Genomic DNA, 16,651 nt, shown 5'->3' on the forward strand with positions numbered 1-16,651 from the left:
CCGGACCGGCGCTATTCGTGGCTGGTAGCGAGATCCGTTACAGCGCAGCGAGATCGAGGTTGTAGACGTGTGCGGCGTTCTCGCTGAACACCTTCCGGCGGATCGTGTCGCCCGCATCCTTGAATGTCGGCACCGCGCTGCGGAGCGGTTCGGGGAACAGGCAGGTCGGGTGCGGGAAATCGGTTTCGAACATGCAGTTGTCCACGCCCAGCCGCTCGATCGAATCGATCAGGCTCGGGCCGTTCTCGAACCAGAAGCACGCGTACATCTGTCGCCGGAAGTATTCCGACGGCTTCAAGGTCAGGCCGTCTGCGGCATTTTCATCGGCGTGGTAATCCAGCGCCTCGAGCATGAAGGGCAGCCAGCCGATGCCGCTTTCCACCGACACGGCCTTCAGCCGGGGGAAGCGCTCACACACGCCGGACAGGATCATGTTCGCGACGAGGCGCGCGTTGCCCATCTGCAGCATCGCGGAGCCGACGGCGAGTTTGCTGTTCGGGGTCATCGACGGCCACGGCGAGCCACCGTTGTAGGTGCGCTGGGTGGCGCTGGCGCCGCAGTGGAAATTGACCGGCAGGTTCAGGTCCTGCAGGTGCTGCCACATCGGGTCCCAGAACGGTTCGGCCAGATCCGGCATCCCCTGGTTCTGCGGGTCGGCGTTGGTGATGATGCCCTTGAGCCCGAGCTCGGCGACGCGCTTGATCTCCGTGACGGTCTTGTCGATGTCCCACCAGGGCAGCAGTGCCATCCCGAACAGGCGACCGCCGGACTCGGACTGCATATCCGCCATCGCGTCGTTCCAGATGCGAACGATATCCATGCGCAGGTCGTGGTCGCTGATGCGGAAGAAGTTCTGGCCGCCGAAGCCGACCACGTTCGGGAACACGATCTGCGCGCTGATCCCGAGCTGGTCCATCATCGCCACGCGAGGCTCGACATAGGATGCGGCCAGCGAGGATTCGTCCAGCGGCCACTGCAGGAAGACGCTGCCCTTGACCTTCTCGTTGTTGCGGTTGATCACGCTGCCCGCGCCGGCGGGACCGAGCACCTGGGTCTCGTCCACCACCCACATCGGCGCACCGTCGGTCGGCCCGGTGGTCCCCAGCTTCGCGACCTGCTCACGCATCCCGTCGGTCAGGTCCTTGGCCAGCACAACGTGCGGTACCCGCTTGCGCAGACGTTCCGGAGCGCGCGAAGTCCATATGTCCGCGGGCTCGGTGAGGTGTGTATCAACGTCGATGATCTTGATGCCGCGCATCGACTCGTCAACCTCGTCGAACAGTGCCGTTGATTCAACTGTCACCGTATGTCGTCCTCTCAGTGAACTGCCGGCACCGGCCCGAAACACGAGGTCAGGTCGATTCGGCATGTGCGAACGTCAGGCCTGCCATCGGCCCACCCGCTGAAACGGGCATAGGAGCTGCCCGCCATGACCGCAACTCTAGACGACCGAAACCAGCTATGCAACACTACTGTTGAAAAACAGCAGCAAGATTTCGGACCGGCCGGACACGGTCGACCGAAACCCGACGGCCGATCATCGATCGCGGAACTCCGGCGTACGGCGCTCGCGGAAGGCCCGCATCGCCTCCTGCTGATCGAACGTCGACTGCACGATTCCCATGTGCGACGAGATCAGATCCAGGCTCGTGCGCAGATCCACTCGCTGCGACTGGTACACGGCCCGCTTGATCATCGATACCGCGATGGGCGACCGATGGGCGATCCGATCGGCGAATTCGAGTGCGCGCGTGAACAATTCGTCGTCCGGATAGACGTGATTCACGATACCCATGGCCAATGCGTCGTCCGCGGAGATCGTCTGCCCGGTCCAGAGCAGTTCCAGCGCCCGCGCGGTACCCACCAACCTCGGCAGGAAATAGGCGCCGCCGTCGCCGGGCACCAGGCCGATCTTGATGTACCCCTCGCAGAAGGTCGCACTCCGTGCGGCCATCCGGATATCGCACATGAGCGCCATATCCATCCCGGCCCCGACCGCGAGGCCGTTGACCGCGCAGACCAGCGGCTTGTCCAGGTCCTCCACCGCGCGCGCGACCTGGTGCACCCGGTCGGTGAGCATCCGCTTCCGGTCGATCGGAGTGTCCCCCGCCGCGGTGAACTCGTCGAGATCCACACCCGAACAGAATCCGCGACCGGTCCCGGTGAGGAGTACGGCACGCACCGCCCGGTCACGTTGCGCGTCGACCAGGGCCGCCGCCCAGTGATCGAGCATCTCCCAGGTGAATGCACCGAGCTGTTGCGGGCGGTTGAGCCGCAGAATGCGGACCGCATTCCGCGTCTCGACGATCAGTTCGTCATCGTTCGTCTGGTCGGTCATCGAAGGTCACTTTCCCGGGGCGTCGGTTCACGTCGTACCCGGGAATTACATCCGATACCACAGCATCAGTCAACGGTAGTGTTGACAATTGTAAGTGGATCGGGATACGTTCCAGCCGGGTCGGCGAGCCGACGCGAATCACAATGCAGACAGGGGAAAACATGTCCGGGGTGACAGTGACCACGCAGGACCGAATCGCGACGGTGGTGATCGACCGCCCGCCGGTGAACGCGCTGTCTCGCGATACCTATCGGGAGATCAGGCAGGTCTTCGATTCGTTCCGCGACCGCGACGACATCTCGGTCGCTGTGCTCACCGGGGCAGGAGACCGCGTCTTCTGCGGCGGACGCGATATTCACGACCTGCGTGTCGAACGATCCGAGCCCAAGCCGGTGAACGTCGCCGACCCGATGCACCTGACGCGAGAGGCGTTCTTCGCGGTGCGGCATTGCGCGGTGCCGGTGATCTGCGCGGTCAACGGCGCGGCGGTCGGCGCCGGGGTAGCCCTGGCCGCGGTGAGCGACATCGTTCTGGCGGTGCAGTCCGCGACCTTCGCCCTAACCGAGATCGACGTCGGCGTCCTGGGCGCTGCCTCCTTCGCACAGTGGATGGTCGGTCCCGCCAAAGCCCGGTGGATGTTCTACACCGGCCAGCGGGTGCCGGCCGAGGAGATGTACCGCCTCGGCGCCATCGAGGCGGTCGTCGAGCCTGCGGAGTTGCTGCCGCGGGCCCATGCACTCGCCACCGTGATCGCCGGAAAGGACCCGGTCGCAATCCGGATGGCGAAAGCCTCGGTGGTCCGTACCGACACGCTGCCGCTCGAGACGGCGTATCGCACGGAGCAGGACTACACCCGGCACCTGTCCGCCTATCCGAACTCGGCCGAGGCCATCTCGCGATTCGTCGACAAGCGATAGTGCTGGGGAGAGCAATGGAAGTCAACGACCTCGCCACCGCGCTTCTTCGCATCACCATCGGGACCACGATGATCGCGCATGGGATCAACCACTGGATCGGGGGCGGCAAGATCGCCGGTACCGCAGGCTGGTTCAGCAGACTCGGGCTCCGCAACAGTCTCCTCCAGGCATGGTTGAGCGTAATCACCGAAATCGGTGCGGGCGTACTGCTGGCACTCGGCCTCCTCACCCCCTTCGCGGCCGCTGCGGTTGTGTCGGTGATGCTCGTGGCCGGGCTACTCGCTCATCGCACCAACGGGTTCTTCGTATTCAAAGACGGCTATGAATACGTCCTCGTGCTCGCCATCTCCACCATCGGACTGGCGCTGCTCGGCCCCGGACGGCTCTCCTTGGACCACCTGTTCGGTATCGAAATCTCCGGCTGGCCTGGAGGTGCCATCGCACTGATCGCAGGTGCGCTCGCAACTGCGGGCTTGCTGGCGCTGTTCTACCGGCCCGCCCCGGCTGCGGCCGAGTAGAACGTGAGCCGGTGCGAGATCGAGCGGCGCCAGATCGCCAACCGAACCGACCGAAAAACCATCAACGCTGTTCGGCGCTGTGCCGGACACCAGAAAAGTAAAGGATGCCCGGCACCATGGCATTGAACCTGGATCCCTCGAAGACCGCTCTGCTGGTGATGGACTACCAGCCAGTCACCCTAGGGTTTCTGGATGACCCGACGCCTCTTGTTTCGTCGGCCGCTGTCACGGCCGATGCGGTTCGCGAGAGCGGTGGCCGAGTGGGATACGTGCGAGTGGCGTTCAACGACGCCGACTACGCGGGCTTCCCCGAGGGGCACATCATGGGCGACCGCGTCAAAGAAAGTCGCCCGAACATGGACGCGGACTCTCCCACTACCGCCCTGCACGAGGGGCTCGGGGTCCGGGATGGCGACATCGTGGTGCGCAAGTCCCGGGTGAGTGCATTCTCGACCACCGATCTCCATGAGCAGCTGACCAACCTCGGCATCACAACACTGGTCCTAGCGGGTGTCCACACCAGTGGCGTCGTGCTCACGACAGTGCGCGAGGCACACGACCTCGATTACCGCGTGATCGTCCTCTCGGATGGGTGCGCCGACCCGGACAACGCAGTCCACGACTTCCTCGTCGAGAAGATCTTTCCCAAGCAGGCCGACCTGGCCACGACCGGCGAACTGTTGTCCGTCCTGCTGGCTGAGGCGGGCGCCCGATGACAATGGGCAACGGCGGTGCACCCCCAGGAAAACCGCTGGTCACGTACGACCCCTCCTTATAGAGCCCCGCCGAGGGCACGAAACTGCGACAACTGCTCTTCAACCTCGGCCCTATGAACAGCGCGGCACGTTCGGTCTCCGCCTGTCAGTCGTTTACGGTGTGTGTGTCTTACAGTTCAGGCAAAGATAGACGCTGGTGATCCGCGTCACGTGTAGGGATGCCGCGTTGACGGAGTTTGGCCAGCACGGTGGTGGGGTCAACACCCAGGTGCTGGCCGACGCGGGCCAGGGACCAGCCTAGGTTGTACAGATGGATGACGTCATCGATCTGCTCAGGGGACAAGCCCCGGCGGCGCATCGGCACCTCGTGCCGGTGCAGGATCTCGCTGACCGTCCGCCGCTCGATACCGAACCGGGAACCCAACTGGTACACCGTCTCTCCACTCTTATATCCGGCGATGAGTTCCTGGACCTGATCGGTGCCCAGTTGGCGGGCCCGGCCGGGTTTGGGCCGATCGGCGGGCGGTGGAGCGGGTGCGGTGGGGTCAGGAAGCTTCCGCCGCAGGACCTCCAGGGCTTCTACCTGCGGTTTCGGGTTATAGTAAGCTCCCCCAAGGTCCACAGCTTGGCACGAATAGCGCTGCTGATCAGGGGTTTCGCTGCCTTTCAGCTATGAGACCAACTTCGGCCGGGTGGCACATATATATCCTGGCCAGTGTTCGTTCTCTTGTTCTAGTTGGCCCCCAAGGTGTGTTTTCGTTCTCGCTCGGTGTTGATTGAGTGCGGCCGGTCGTAGATGTTGGCCTTGACAGTGCGATAGAACTCGCCGTCGAAGGAGACGTCCGACTCCGTCCACAGAGCGCGGATGAGCGTGATCGCTTCCCGCAGCCGCGCGAATCGCTCCTTGAATTCCGGCCATTCGCGACCGGACACGGCGATTTCGTTGAGCGCTTCGCCAGTCCCGACACCGAGCATGACGCGTCCGCCGGACGGCAACGACATCGTGGCGAATGCCTGCGCGATCACCGGCGGGCTGTACCGGAAGGTCGGAGTGAGCACGCTCGTCCCGATCAGAGCTGGACAAGCCCTTGATCGCCGCCGTCGATGGCGTGGCGGTCGGTGCGGGGATGGACATGGCACTCGCCTGCGACATCCGGCTGGCGTCCGACCGCGCCCGGTTCTCCGAGGCGTACGTGCGCGTCGGCCTCATCCCCGGCGACGGCGGCGCGCACCTACTGCCCCGGATCGTCGGACAAGCCCGCGCGCTCGAACTTCTCTGGACAGGCCGTTTCGTCGACGCGTACGAAGCGCTGGAGCTCGGCCTCGTGCTGTCCGTGCACACCCCCGAGGAGCTGGCCGCCGAATCCGCACGCCTGTGCCGGCGTCTTGCCGACGGGCCCCCGCTAGCGGTACAGGCCATCAAACGCCTGGTACGCCAAGGCGAATACACGGACTTCCGCACGTCGCTGTCGATGGTCGCCGCAGAACAGGCGGTAATACAGTCCACCAAGGACTCCAAGGAGGCGATCGCCGCGTTCCGGGAGAAACGCGCCCCGGTCTTCACCGGCGAATAGAGCGAACCAGTTCCCGGCGAGAGCGCCTCGTTCGATCACATGTCGCCGCCCACGCGGAAGTTGCGAGCGAAACTCCCTCTGCCCGAAGAGAACTCGCCATCCCGAGCAAACGTATCCCTATCTCCACCGAACGGGTCCGGCCGGTACACGGCCGCCATCCCTCACCGGCGCAATGCCGGAGCTACACCTCCTCGGCAACGAAGCCGAGGAGTCCGAAGAGAGGAAACACCGATGAGGAAAATCGCTGCGACATGCGCGCTGGTCGCCGGAGCCGTGAGCATTGCGGGGACCGCCCATGCGGCCCCGGCACCCGAGTCGATCCACTACACAACTTCCGCTACACCCACGGGTACCGTCATCAAGACCGATGCAGGATCTCTGAGTGTCGAGAACGGCGTGTTCAAGATCAAGAGCGCCAACGGAACCGTGCTCGCCGGATCCGATCTGTCCTTCCGGGTCGACGATTTCATCTTCCCCATCGCCGCGAAGATCAACGGCCACACCGCGACGCTCACTCCCCAGTTCGATCTCACGCACGCCAGCTACCGGCCCGTCGCCCTGCCGTATGAGGACAAGGCGCCCTGGAAAAACCAGTTCGATCGCGAACAAGCAGCCTGGAACCGTATGACCAGCACGATCACCATGGGCGCCACCGTCGGAACCATGGTCGGCGGACTCGGCGGCGCGGCAGTCGGTTGCGTGCTCGGCGGCATCGCCGGTGCGACCATCGCCGCGGCGACCATCGTGGGCATGTTCGGCCCGTTCATCCCCGCGGCCGCGATAGGTTGCCTCGGCGGCATCGTGGCCATCGGCGCGCTGGGCACTGCCGCAGGGCAGTTGCTGGTGACCGCTCCAGTCGCTGTCATGGCCGCAGTGCAGTACTTCACCACCATCAACGAACCAGCCCCGGCCAACCAGCCTGCGTAACAACCCTGGAGTCTTCGCACTCCGCGGGACTTCACAACCGGGTCCGGACGGTCTCCAATAGCCCGCCTGTACCGCTGATACGGAATGTGCTGCTGCGCCGCACATTCCGATGGTCGGCAGAGTACTTACCCGCAACATGACCGGACCGGATCGAATGGCAGGATTCTCGCCCGCATGTGACTGTGGTCGATCAGGGAGCACGTGTTACGCAACGATCAGAGCTTCACCGAAGCGGACCTCGATCCCGATCGTGCAGCGATCCACCGAGGAATTAGCAAGCGGGGCAACAAGTTCGGCGACCGACATGCCTCGAGAGGCTCACGCTCGAGGCATACGACATCGGCGCAGGAACACTGTGTTCCTGCGCCGATGAGCTCGGCACTCATCCCACAGCCGGTGAATCCTGAGCCGAACTACGCGCTGAACGCCTCCCCGGAGATGCCCTACACGCCAGGAACGGGCACAGGGAAGTCACTGTGCGCCAGTGGGTTCCAGCCGACGCAACAAAGTTGCCAACCACCGAGGAGCTACGGCACTGGCAATCATGAGAGTCCCCGCCCCAGCGTTCTGCGCCAAGGCGATAACTGCGCAGGAACTTCCCTATCGCAGAAGCCGTTGCCAACTATGCGCGTGACCGCCCATGGGCGTCACATCGAGTGTTGCGGGTCAGGGCTGGTCGCCCACGAGAGCGATTGCGCGTGCCTCGGGAACTCCCAGCATCAGCAGGCTGGTGATCGTCGCTGCTCGGGCGCCGAGGGTCCCGTTCGACAGGTCGTTGTCCGCGATGGCGAACACGACGCCGTAGGCAACCTGGCTCAGGATGCCTGCCGGCAGGTGCTGTGCGAACACGTCGCTGTCCTGGCCCCGTTTCACGAGGTCGGCGAGGAGTTCGTCGACCGGCCCGAGCAGGCCGTGGATCGCCTCGCTGTACTCGCCACGGCGCAGCGCCAACAGCACTCGGTACCGGTGCGCCACCGGCCAGAGGCGGGCGATGAATTCGACCCACGTCGCGTCCGCTTCTGTGGCGGCGGCGTCGACTTCGGTGAGCACGGCTGTCATCTCGGTGACGGCCCGCTCGGTGAGTGTTCGAATCAGGTCGAGGCGCGAGGGGAAATGGCCGTAGACCGTGCGACGGACGACGCCGGCAGCGGAGGCGATATCGCCCATTCCGGCGTCGGGGTTCTCTCCCAGCACATCGAGGGCGACGTCGAGGATGCGATCGCGTGTCTCGTTCATCGAGCGCACGCGGGAGGACTCGGTGGGCACGGCACCATCATTGCACACTGGTGTGCAATGAAGTAGATTGCACACCAGTGTGCAATGAAGAGTTGCGCTGCGCTTCGAAGCTCAGGAGAAGAAGGCAATGACCGCACCGACGCCGCCGACCTCGACCCTCGTGCGCCCGTTCACCGTCTCGATCTCGGATTCGGAGATCGACGAGGTGAAGCAGCGACTGGCCAGAACTCGATGGCCGGATCCGGAAACGGTGGGCGACTGGTCGCAAGGGGTTCGCGTAGAGAACGCCAGATCTCTGGTCGACTACTGGGAGCGCGGCTACGACTGGCGGCGCTTGGAGTCCGAGCTCAATCGCTTCCCCCAATTCCTGACCGAGATCGATGGGCTGGACATCCACTTCATCCACGTCAGGTCCGAGAATCCCGACGCGATGCCGCTGATACTCACGCACGGATGGCCGGGCTCGATCGTCGAGTTCCTGAAGCTGATCGGCCCGCTGACCGATCCAGTTTCGTTCGGAGGAGACGCCGCCGATTCATTCGACGTCGTCGTCCCGTCGCTGCCCGGGTTCGGGTTCTCGCAGAAGCCCACGCAGACCGGGTGGACTGTATCGCGTATCGCCGGCGCGTGGGTGGAGCTGATGAAGCGTCTCGGGTACCCGAGATGGGCTGCGCAAGGCGGCGATTGGGGTGCCGTCGTCACCACCGCCCTCGGGGCCGTGCAACCCGAGGGGCTGCTCGGAATTCATCTGAACACCCAGTACGCCTTTCCCGCACAGATACCCGACACCTTGTCGCCCGAACAGCGCTACGCCGTGGAGACCCTCGCCATCTACACCGGCGATCTCGGTGGGTCGAACCACCTTCAGGGCACGAAGCCGGAGACTGTCGGATTCGCCCTGGCGGACTCTCCCGCTGGTCAGGCAGCCTGGATCTACGAGAAGTTCCAGTCCAAGACCGACAACCACGGGCTCGCCGAGGACGCCCTCGGCATAGACGACATGCTCGACGCGATATCCCTCTACTGGTTCACCAACAGTGCGGCGTCCTCCGGCCGCATCTACTGGGAGAACAAATCGCTCACTTTCGCCGGTCCGAAGCTGACGCTTCCGGTCGCGGTGACCGTCTTCCCGAGAGACATCCCACGCCTGCCACGAAGCTGGATCGAAGACACCTACAGCAATCTGATCCACTACGGCGAGGCCGACAAGGGCGGGCACTTCGCAGCCTTGGAACAACCCGAGATCCTGGTCGACGAAATCCGCACCGGCCTGCGCACCCTGCGTTCCTGACTCCAACCCGCGAGCTGGTTCGGGTCGATCGGCGGGCGGTGGAGCGGGTGTGGTTCTGGTCAGGGGATTGCCCGAGTGGGGGAACCAGAATTCCGACAGTCCCTCGTCGTGACTCGAAAACGCGGGTGGGCGGAACCGACGGTCATATTTCGCTGCCGGTGTCGAGTAGGGCCGCGAGGCCGGAGCTGGTGATGTCGTCGGGGCGGGGGTACCACTGGTCGGGGTCGGGGGTTCGGGAAGTGGGGTTCGGGCAGACGATCTTGTCCGAGTAGGGGGTGAGAGCGGTCAGCGACCGACGGCTGCCGACGGGGATGGCGACCACGGTGCGGATCGCGCCGAGAAGGCGGGTTATTCGACAGGCGTCGCGGAGGTCGGTGGTGTCGGCAAGGCAGTCGTCGGTGACCAGGACGGTGCGGTCGCAGAGATCGACGCGCAGGCGGTTGCCGCGGTAGGCCAGAGCCTTACGGTGCAGGACAGCAGCCTGGATCTGTTCGGCGCGGGCGCGTTCGGCCGGGCCGATCGCACCACGGGTGACGGCCGCGGTGTCGATGATGAGCGTGCGGTCTTCGCCGAGGACGCCGAAGGTCAGCCCGGGCCGCCGGGCGGTGCTGAGGGCGCCGACGAGAATCACATCCACCTGCACTCGCAGCGTAGCGGCCATCTCGTAGGCGACTCGCAGACCGCCGCCGGGCGGGGCGACCACGACCACATCGGAACCGCGGAAGGCCGGCAGCAGTCCGGCCAGCTGCCGGCCCGCGTCCTTGCGATCGATGAACGGCGACACCGGGTCACCTCTCGGCCATGACGCGCGCGGCCCCCGCGGGCTGGGGTGATACGACACGGTCCGTCTGCTCACCGCCGGATCCGACATCGGGACGACGTGACAAGACACCTGGTGTGCAGGTCAGGGAGGCGAACGGCTGCCGATCATCGCGGGTGGACGCTGTTTCGCCCATGGCGATGTGGTTGGTGATCGGACGTGTTGCGCGGTCGTCGATCATGATCGACCTGCTTCCCGTGCACCCGATGCCGCTGCCAGCCTCTCGTTCGCCACACTGGCGCCGGTGATGGAGGGGATGACCTGCAGCACGACGACGATGCCGTGCACACCGCAGACGTACATCGTGTTGAACAGCTCGAAACGATAGGGGTCCAAGCGGATTCGATGACTGCCGAGCTGGAGGTGCCGAGCCGAGGGGAACCATCCGGTGGGATCGTAGACGACCCGCCGCACCTGTCCCAGGCACGGCCGCAGGGCAGTGAACAATCCGGGGAGTTCAGCGGCGAGGTCCTGCGTGCGAGCCCACCAGACACCATCGACGGTGTCTTCGCCGCGCGGACGCAATCGCAAGCGTGGTGTATCGATCGGCAGGCGACGACGCGGTACCGAATGCGAACTCGTCGATCGTGGCGCCATGAGACGCTCCCGTCACAGCCCCTTCCGGGGCCGGAATTCGAATCGGAGACGACGCGACCTTGACTGGCACGCGTACGAGGTGCCTCCGGATACCGTCCACCCTACGCGCTGACCCTGGCGGCGACCTGCGCAAATGGGCTGCCGTCGTGCGCGTGACTCACGACGTGCCGCGGCAACCGCGACACCTGCTTCAGCTGCTGCGGAATCTGTTGCCGGCAGCCACTTTCAACTCTGCCATCCCCTCATATCGTTGAGGCGGAACGCAGCGCTAATCGAGAGTGGTCTTCGGTTCGCGGGCGACGACGGCCATCAGGGCGGTATGTGCACTGTCGTCGCTCGTGGTCGAGGCGATGACGTGCAGCACGATCATGCCGTTGCTGCCGTAGACGTACATCGTGTTGCCGAGTTCGAATGGGTAGGCCTCGAGTTGTATCGCGTGGTTGCCGACCGTCAACCGCCGGGGCACGCGTGACCAGCTTGTCCGGTCGTAGACGACGCGCTGGATGGGGCCCAACCGAACCGTCAAGACCGCCAACAGGTCCGGGAGTTCGGCGGTGAGTTTGCCGGATCGGGGCCACCATGCGCCGTCGAGATATCCGTTGCTGTCGGCTTTCGGCTTCAAACGCAATCGAGGTGTGTAGTCGGGCGGAACACGATGTCGGGCGGAACGGCGGTGAATCTGTAGTTGCGCCATGGGTGGGTACTCCTGTTCGGCGACGAAATCGAATCGTGCGGCGGTGTCGACCGGGTGCCGGTCGGTTCGTCGTAGCGCCTGGTATCCGGCCGAGTACCCGCGATCGGGGCGACAATCCGACCACATCGACCGCGGCGATCCCTGGGATCTCTGCTGGTTCCAGTACACGCCTCATACGCGCCCGTGTCAACGATGTAGGTCTACGCTGAAACCCTCGTGTCGTTCATCGCATTCAGCACCCCTTCCTCGAGAGTTCGGTAGTATGTCAACGCCGTAATTCTACGTTGTAGACATACAGCGTAACGCCGCCTAGGCTGGAGTAATTACCGGTGTTTGCGGCAAACGGCCGACCTATCCGGCCGGCCGCGGTCGACACCGCGTATCGGGATCGTTCCGATGCCCGAGAACACGCCCTCCCCCGATACAAGGGCGTCGTCGCCCGAACACGCTCATCGGGTCCGCTCATCACACAGCCCCACAGAGAGTCGAGGAAATCGACGATGGCAATCACGCAGGTCGCTGCCTACGCGCACCTGAGCGCGGCCGACATCGAGGCGCTCGGGCACGAGCTCGACGAGATCCGCCAGGACATCCAGGACCAACGTGGAACCCGAGACGCCAGCTACATCCGCCGCACCATCACATTCCAACGAACTCTCGACGCCGCGGCCCGACTGACGATCGCGATGAGCCGCACCAGAATCGGATGGATTCTGGGGACTACCGGCTTGGCGGTGGCCAAGAGTGTCGAGAACATGGAGATCGGCCACAATGTGTCCCACGGTCAATGGGATTGGATGAATGATCCCGAAATCCATTCCAGTACCTGGGAATGGGATATGGCGGGCCTGTCGTCACAGTGGCGCTACTCGCACAACTATCGCCACCACGTGTACACGAACGTCCTCGGTATGGACGACGACGTCGGCTTCGGCGTGATGCGAGTGACCCGCGACCAACGCTGGCGACCGTACATGCTCTTGCAGCCGCTGCAGAACCTCCTGCTGGCGGCCACCTTCGAGTGGGGAATCGCCCTGCAGAGTCTCGACTCCGAATGCGCCCGCGCCGCGACCCGAGCAGAGAAGATCACGCTGACCAAGGCAATGATCAGGAAAATGGTCCGGCAGGCGGGCAAAGACTATGTCCTGTTTCCGGCCCTGACCGGCCCGCGCTGGCGCCGCACTCTGGCAGCGAACGTCGCAGCCAACCTGCTGCGCAACCTCTGGGCCTACCTGGTGATCTTCTGTGGCCATTTCCCCGATGGCGCGGAGAAATTCATGTCCGCAGTGGTCGAGCACGAGACCAAGCCCGAGTGGTACCTGCGACAGATGCTGGGCACCGCGAACTTCGACGCCGGACCGGTGCTGGCCTTCCTGAGCGGGAATCTGTGCTACCAGATCGAGCACCATCTGTTTCCCGACCTGCCTAGCAACCGCTACGCCGAGATCGCCGAGCGGGTGCGGGCGCTGTGCGACAAATACGACCTGCCCTACACCAGCGGCCCGTTACCGCGCCAATACCTGCTGACCCTGCGCACCATCCACAAACTGGCCCTACCGGACCGATTCCTGACCGCCACCTCCGACGACGCCCCCGAAACCGCCTCGGAACGAAAGTTCAACAGCCCCAACACAATCGCCGCCGTCGATGCGGGCCGGTCAGCCCGACAGCACGGGTTGCGCTCCGCGCTCCGCGCGGTGGCAGCACGAGATGATCCGGCCGGTTCGCGGCCCGGACAGGAGCGTCGGTCATGACGCGACAGAAGAACCGACTCGGCATCGGGACGCACCGCCCACCCGACGATCGCACACCGCGAGTGTTGTTGAAGCCCCACGTGCAGAAAACCGGCTGTGTCGACGGAGCGTGGTGGCCCTACAGCGACCAACTCACGACCGAGCTTCCGGGCCTGCTCACGGTCTTGGCCACGCGGCTCGGCACCATCCGCCGGGTGGCTTATCACCTCGGTGAATGGGCAAGTGTCCGTGGCGAACTCGCGTTCAACGGGCAGACGGTGCGGCTCGACGGATACCATCACGGCACCGCCGACACGATCGAAGTACTCGGCGCACGCAATCGCCGACTGATCCTGCTGGTAGTTCCGCCTCATACGGACGCGCATCACGCGTTCACGACGATGACGTGCGCGTCCGGCGCGGACAACGAATCGACTGTCGACGAACTGTTGATGATCGACGGACGAGAACGCGCCGCCCGTACCGGCAGAGCGGCCGCGCTGCGACGGTGGCGGCTCGAACGCGAGGTCGGCGGCACCCGTAGGGACGACGGCGCCCGCAGGCCGTGCGGCGATGAGCTCGGCGCCGAGCCCCCGGATCTGCTGGCGACCACTGGAGGAAACAGCATAGAAGACGCCGAAATCGTTGCCGCACAGCAGCGTTGGGACTCCGATGGCGGAGCGGCCGGTGAGCAGCCTTGATGGCTCACCCCGCAGCTTTGCAGTTGCGCAACTTGCAGCGCAAATCGAAGGCCGTGAGCGCCATCGCGGACCTCATGCGGCTTTCCAAAGCGTAGACCTACAGCGTTGACATTGGGATTTGCTCGGAGTGTACTGAGAGGATCAACAGATCCGAGGGATCGTCATGATCGTCGTCGTCGGGCTCGTCATCCTTATCGCTGCGGTTGTCGTCGGCGTCGCGGGCATATTCGCCAACGGTGGCAGCAACCACGCGCTGACCGACAACTTCGCGGTATTCGGCTATCACGTGACCGGATCCACCGGTGTGCTGTTCCTCTACGGCATCGTCGTCGGCGGCATCGGAATCGCCGGGCTGGGCCTGCTACTGGCCGGCGCCCGCCGCACATCCCGCCGTGGACGCGCCGCCCGCCGTGAACTCGAAGCCACCCGCCAGGATGCCCCCACCTATTACACCCACACCGGCACCACCGATGTCGCACCCGGTACACCCGCCACCAACGCCGGACCGGGAACCGGCAACGAGCCCGCCCACCGCCCGCACAGCCTGGGCAAGCTGTTCGGACGGACCCCGTCCACTCGCTGACCGGCGGAGGTCCGGGCATGCCGACGTCCCGGCGTGCCGCCCCGGTCGACCTCGACGCCCCGGGCGGACCACAGAGTTCGACGACCGCACTGCTCGACCGTTCAGTGGACGACCCTGAACACCTCACGGGGGCAGATAGGCAGATCCATGCCGCTTTGGCGACTACGCGAGTTCCGTGACGATGATCTGGATCAGGGAATCCAGATCTGGGAGCAGAGCCGTGTGCCTACCGCTGACGAGCCGGTGTTCGCGCTGGCGGAGGTGATGGCGGCCGCGCGAGCTGGAGAGCCGGCGGTGGTTGCCGAGGTCGGCAGCGAAATCGTCGGGATGGCGGTCGCCCAGATCCGTGGCGAGCGGGCCTGGGTCCTGCTGGTCGCGCTGGCGGCACGGTGGCGGCGGCGCGGTATCGGCAGCGCACTGCTTGCCGAACTGGAGCGGCGGCTGCGGTCGAACGGCGTGCGGCGGATCTGCACGCTCGTCCCCGAGGGTGCCACCGGATCAGTGGCGTTCGAGAACTCCGGATACCTGCGCCGGGCGAGCCTGGTCTACTACGAGCTGCTGGAACCGTTGGCCCCCGCGCAGTCGACCCTGCTGACCGAACTGGGCGGGCGGCTGCTTGCACCGGGACTGTGGCAGTCGATGGCCGGGATGGACCGGGAGAAGGAGATCATCGACCGCCGGGTCGTGTTGCCCTTGGCGAATCCCGATGTGGCCGAACGCTATCGGGTATTGCCGCCCAAGAGCGTCATCCTGTTCGGGCCACCGGGGACCGGCAAAACCAGCTTCGCGAAATCGGTCGCGTCCCGACTCGGCTGGCCGTTCGTCGAGTTGTTTCCCTCCCGGTTGGCCGCCGCGGCCACGGGTGGACTCGCGGCCTCGTTGCGTGAGGTATTCGCCGACCTGGCCGAACTCGACGAGCTACTGCTGTTCATCGATGAGGTGGAAGAAATCGCAGGCACGCGTTCGGGCACGGCGACAAGCCCCGCGCACGGAGTCACCAACGAGCTGCTCAAACTGATACCGACGTTCCGCGAGAACTACAGTCGCCTGCTGATCTGCGCCACGAACTCGGTCCGCTCATTGGACTCGGCATTCCTGCGGCCCGGCCGATTCGACTACGTGATCCCGATCGGCCCACCGGACACACCGGCAAGAAAAGCGATCTGGCGACGATATCTAGGACCCGCGGCCGAGACCATCGATCTCGACCAGTTAGTTTGTGCCACAGCGCAATTCACTCCGGCCGATATAGAATACGCAGCCCGTGCAGGCGCGCAGTCCGCGTTCGAACGCGCAATGCGCGACAGCACCGACTCCCCCGCGACCACCGAGGACTACCTGACCGCGGTCGCCAATACCCGCCCGACCCTGACACCGGAAATCCTCACCGCGTTCGAGCAGGACCAGCAGGACTACACCCGACTGTGAAACAGGCGTGGTGACCATGAATGTGGCCATCGGCGCAGACCCGCCAACGGGAGGGCGTTCGGCCGGGCGGTGGCCTGCATGCGTACGGTTTCAGCCGAATCTCGCACCGGCAACACGAGCGATGCACCCCGGCATGTGTCGAGAAGTCCGGATTTCGACTCCAGCCTGGGGTTTTCGATCCGGTCGCCGCTGTGGCTGTCGAGGGTGTGCTTCACCCTTCGAGGTAGTCGGACCGCATTCGCCCGGATGCCTGCACCCGAGCGATGGTCAGGGTTCTGTCCATTCCGGTGTCGGGCCGCTGCGCCGCAACGGCGCCACGCCGACGTGCGTTGGCCACATTCCGATCGATCTCGGCCTGTTGCCGAACTTCTCGCGACTCGCAACGAAGCGACGCGGCCACGTTGCGGTCCCAGCGTCTCGCGCCGAGGGCAACCACAGCTCGCGCTCGTTCGATCGCCTCCCAGGTGCTCTGCGTGACGGAGTCCTCCGTCACGCCAGCGGACAGCCCCCTCTGCCAGGCATCGAGCCGCTCATCTCGGGCGTCTGCTGCCGCCTCACGCCGGTCGGCGATCTGCTCG

18 protein-coding genes and 1 pseudogene are annotated in these 16,651 nt (G+C 64.9%); 10 read left to right on the top strand and 9 right to left on the bottom strand.

Going from position 1 to position 16,651, the window contains the following annotated elements; all coding sequences use genetic code 11:
* Positions 1-37: 37 nt before the first annotated feature.
* Both ON40_RS31935 and ON40_RS31940 read right to left on the bottom strand, forming a co-directional pair.
* Positions 38-1,303, bottom strand: coding sequence for an amidohydrolase family protein (locus ON40_RS31935; protein ID WP_157186496.1), 1,266 nt, complete (start codon positions 1,301-1,303; stop codon positions 38-40).
* 234 nt (positions 1,304-1,537) lie between these two features.
* Positions 1,538-2,338: an enoyl-CoA hydratase/isomerase family protein gene (locus ON40_RS31940; RefSeq protein WP_040828772.1), complete on the bottom strand. Its 801-nt coding sequence runs from the start codon at positions 2,336-2,338 to the stop codon at positions 1,538-1,540.
* 161 nt (positions 2,339-2,499) lie between these two features.
* Between ON40_RS31940 and ON40_RS31945 the strand changes: the two genes are divergently transcribed.
* The 3 genes from ON40_RS31945 (at position 2,500) to ON40_RS31955 (ending at position 4,489) form a co-directional block, all read left to right on the top strand.
* Positions 2,500-3,255 carry an enoyl-CoA hydratase-related protein gene (locus ON40_RS31945; RefSeq protein ID WP_040828773.1) on the top strand — a complete coding sequence of 252 codons (756 nt, stop codon included), beginning with the start codon at positions 2,500-2,502 and terminating at the stop codon, positions 3,253-3,255.
* A gap of 14 nt (positions 3,256-3,269) precedes the next feature.
* Positions 3,270-3,773: a DoxX family protein gene (locus tag ON40_RS31950; protein ID WP_040828775.1), complete on the top strand. Its 504-nt coding sequence runs from the start codon at positions 3,270-3,272 to the stop codon at positions 3,771-3,773.
* A gap of 116 nt (positions 3,774-3,889) precedes the next feature.
* A complete protein-coding gene (locus ON40_RS31955) occupies positions 3,890-4,489 on the top strand; it encodes a cysteine hydrolase family protein (RefSeq protein WP_040828810.1) in 600 nt (199 codons plus the stop codon).
* 169 nt (positions 4,490-4,658) lie between these two features.
* On the opposite strand, the gene ON40_RS50265 is transcribed toward ON40_RS31955, so the two are convergent.
* Positions 4,659-5,111: a hypothetical protein gene (locus ON40_RS50265; RefSeq protein ID WP_083896078.1), complete on the bottom strand. Its 453-nt coding sequence runs from the start codon at positions 5,109-5,111 to the stop codon at positions 4,659-4,661.
* Positions 5,112-5,272: 161 nt separating this feature from the next.
* Positions 5,273-5,560 (bottom strand): annotated as a pseudogene (locus ON40_RS31965) (LLM class flavin-dependent oxidoreductase); the annotation flags it as partial.
* A 17-nt stretch (positions 5,561-5,577) separates the two neighbouring features.
* On the opposite strand from ON40_RS31965, the gene ON40_RS31970 reads away from it, so the two are divergent.
* The gene (locus ON40_RS31970) at positions 5,578-6,063 is read left to right on the top strand and encodes an enoyl-CoA hydratase-related protein (protein WP_245568080.1); all 486 of its coding nucleotides are present in this window, start codon (positions 5,578-5,580) and stop codon (positions 6,061-6,063) included.
* Positions 6,064-6,294: 231 nt separating this feature from the next.
* Entirely contained in the window at positions 6,295-6,990 is a 696-nt protein-coding gene (locus ON40_RS31975; protein WP_040828779.1) for a DUF8020 domain-containing protein, read from the top strand.
* A 666-nt stretch (positions 6,991-7,656) separates the two neighbouring features.
* Here the strand turns inward: ON40_RS31975 and ON40_RS31980 are convergent.
* Entirely contained in the window at positions 7,657-8,256 is a 600-nt protein-coding gene (locus ON40_RS31980; protein WP_085997841.1) for a TetR/AcrR family transcriptional regulator, read from the bottom strand.
* A gap of 97 nt (positions 8,257-8,353) precedes the next feature.
* Here ON40_RS31980 and ON40_RS31985 point away from each other — a divergent pair, with 97 nt between their 5' ends.
* On the top strand, positions 8,354-9,517 hold the full coding sequence (locus ON40_RS31985; RefSeq protein WP_040828782.1) for an epoxide hydrolase family protein: 1,164 nt from the start codon (positions 8,354-8,356) through the stop codon (positions 9,515-9,517).
* Positions 9,518-9,659: 142 nt separating this feature from the next.
* On the opposite strand, the gene ON40_RS31990 is transcribed toward ON40_RS31985, so the two are convergent.
* The 3 genes from ON40_RS31990 to ON40_RS32005 form a co-directional block, all read right to left on the bottom strand.
* Complete coding sequence (locus tag ON40_RS31990; RefSeq protein ID WP_051193824.1) at positions 9,660-10,301, bottom strand: hypothetical protein; 642 nt, start codon at positions 10,299-10,301, stop codon at positions 9,660-9,662.
* Between the two features lie 213 nt (positions 10,302-10,514).
* Positions 10,515-10,934 (bottom strand): DUF5994 family protein, encoded by a 420-nt coding sequence (locus ON40_RS32000; protein ID WP_063713128.1) that lies wholly within the window; start codon positions 10,932-10,934, stop codon positions 10,515-10,517.
* Positions 10,935-11,202: 268 nt separating this feature from the next.
* Positions 11,203-11,562: a DUF5994 family protein gene (locus ON40_RS32005; RefSeq protein WP_245568081.1), complete on the bottom strand. Its 360-nt coding sequence runs from the start codon at positions 11,560-11,562 to the stop codon at positions 11,203-11,205.
* Between the two features lie 566 nt (positions 11,563-12,128).
* On the opposite strand from ON40_RS32005, the gene ON40_RS32010 reads away from it, so the two are divergent.
* The 4 genes from ON40_RS32010 to ON40_RS32025 all read left to right on the top strand — a co-directional run bounded on the left by ON40_RS32010 (position 12,129) and on the right by ON40_RS32025 (position 16,073).
* A complete protein-coding gene (locus ON40_RS32010) occupies positions 12,129-13,382 on the top strand; it encodes a fatty acid desaturase family protein (RefSeq protein ID WP_051193826.1) in 1,254 nt (417 codons plus the stop codon).
* Positions 13,379-14,062: a DUF5994 family protein gene (locus tag ON40_RS53740; RefSeq protein ID WP_063713129.1), complete on the top strand. Its 684-nt coding sequence runs from the start codon at positions 13,379-13,381 to the stop codon at positions 14,060-14,062. The genes ON40_RS32010 and ON40_RS53740 overlap by 4 nt, the downstream gene beginning before the upstream one ends.
* 163 nt (positions 14,063-14,225) lie before the next feature.
* On the top strand, positions 14,226-14,645 hold the full coding sequence (locus ON40_RS54905) for a hypothetical protein (RefSeq protein ID WP_245568082.1): 420 nt from the start codon (positions 14,226-14,228) through the stop codon (positions 14,643-14,645).
* A gap of 147 nt (positions 14,646-14,792) precedes the next feature.
* Positions 14,793-16,073: an ATP-binding protein gene (locus ON40_RS32025; protein WP_040828784.1), complete on the top strand. Its 1,281-nt coding sequence runs from the start codon at positions 14,793-14,795 to the stop codon at positions 16,071-16,073.
* A 211-nt stretch (positions 16,074-16,284) separates the two neighbouring features.
* Here ON40_RS32025 and ON40_RS53380 read toward each other — a convergent pair.
* Positions 16,285-16,651 (bottom strand): hypothetical protein (locus ON40_RS53380; protein ID WP_218008893.1); only part of this gene is annotated, 367 nt, incomplete at its 5' end.

This window comes from Nocardia jiangxiensis NBRC 101359 (assembly GCF_000308615.1).
In the GTDB taxonomy this organism is placed as follows: Bacteria; Actinomycetota; Actinomycetes; order Mycobacteriales; family Mycobacteriaceae; genus Nocardia; species Nocardia jiangxiensis.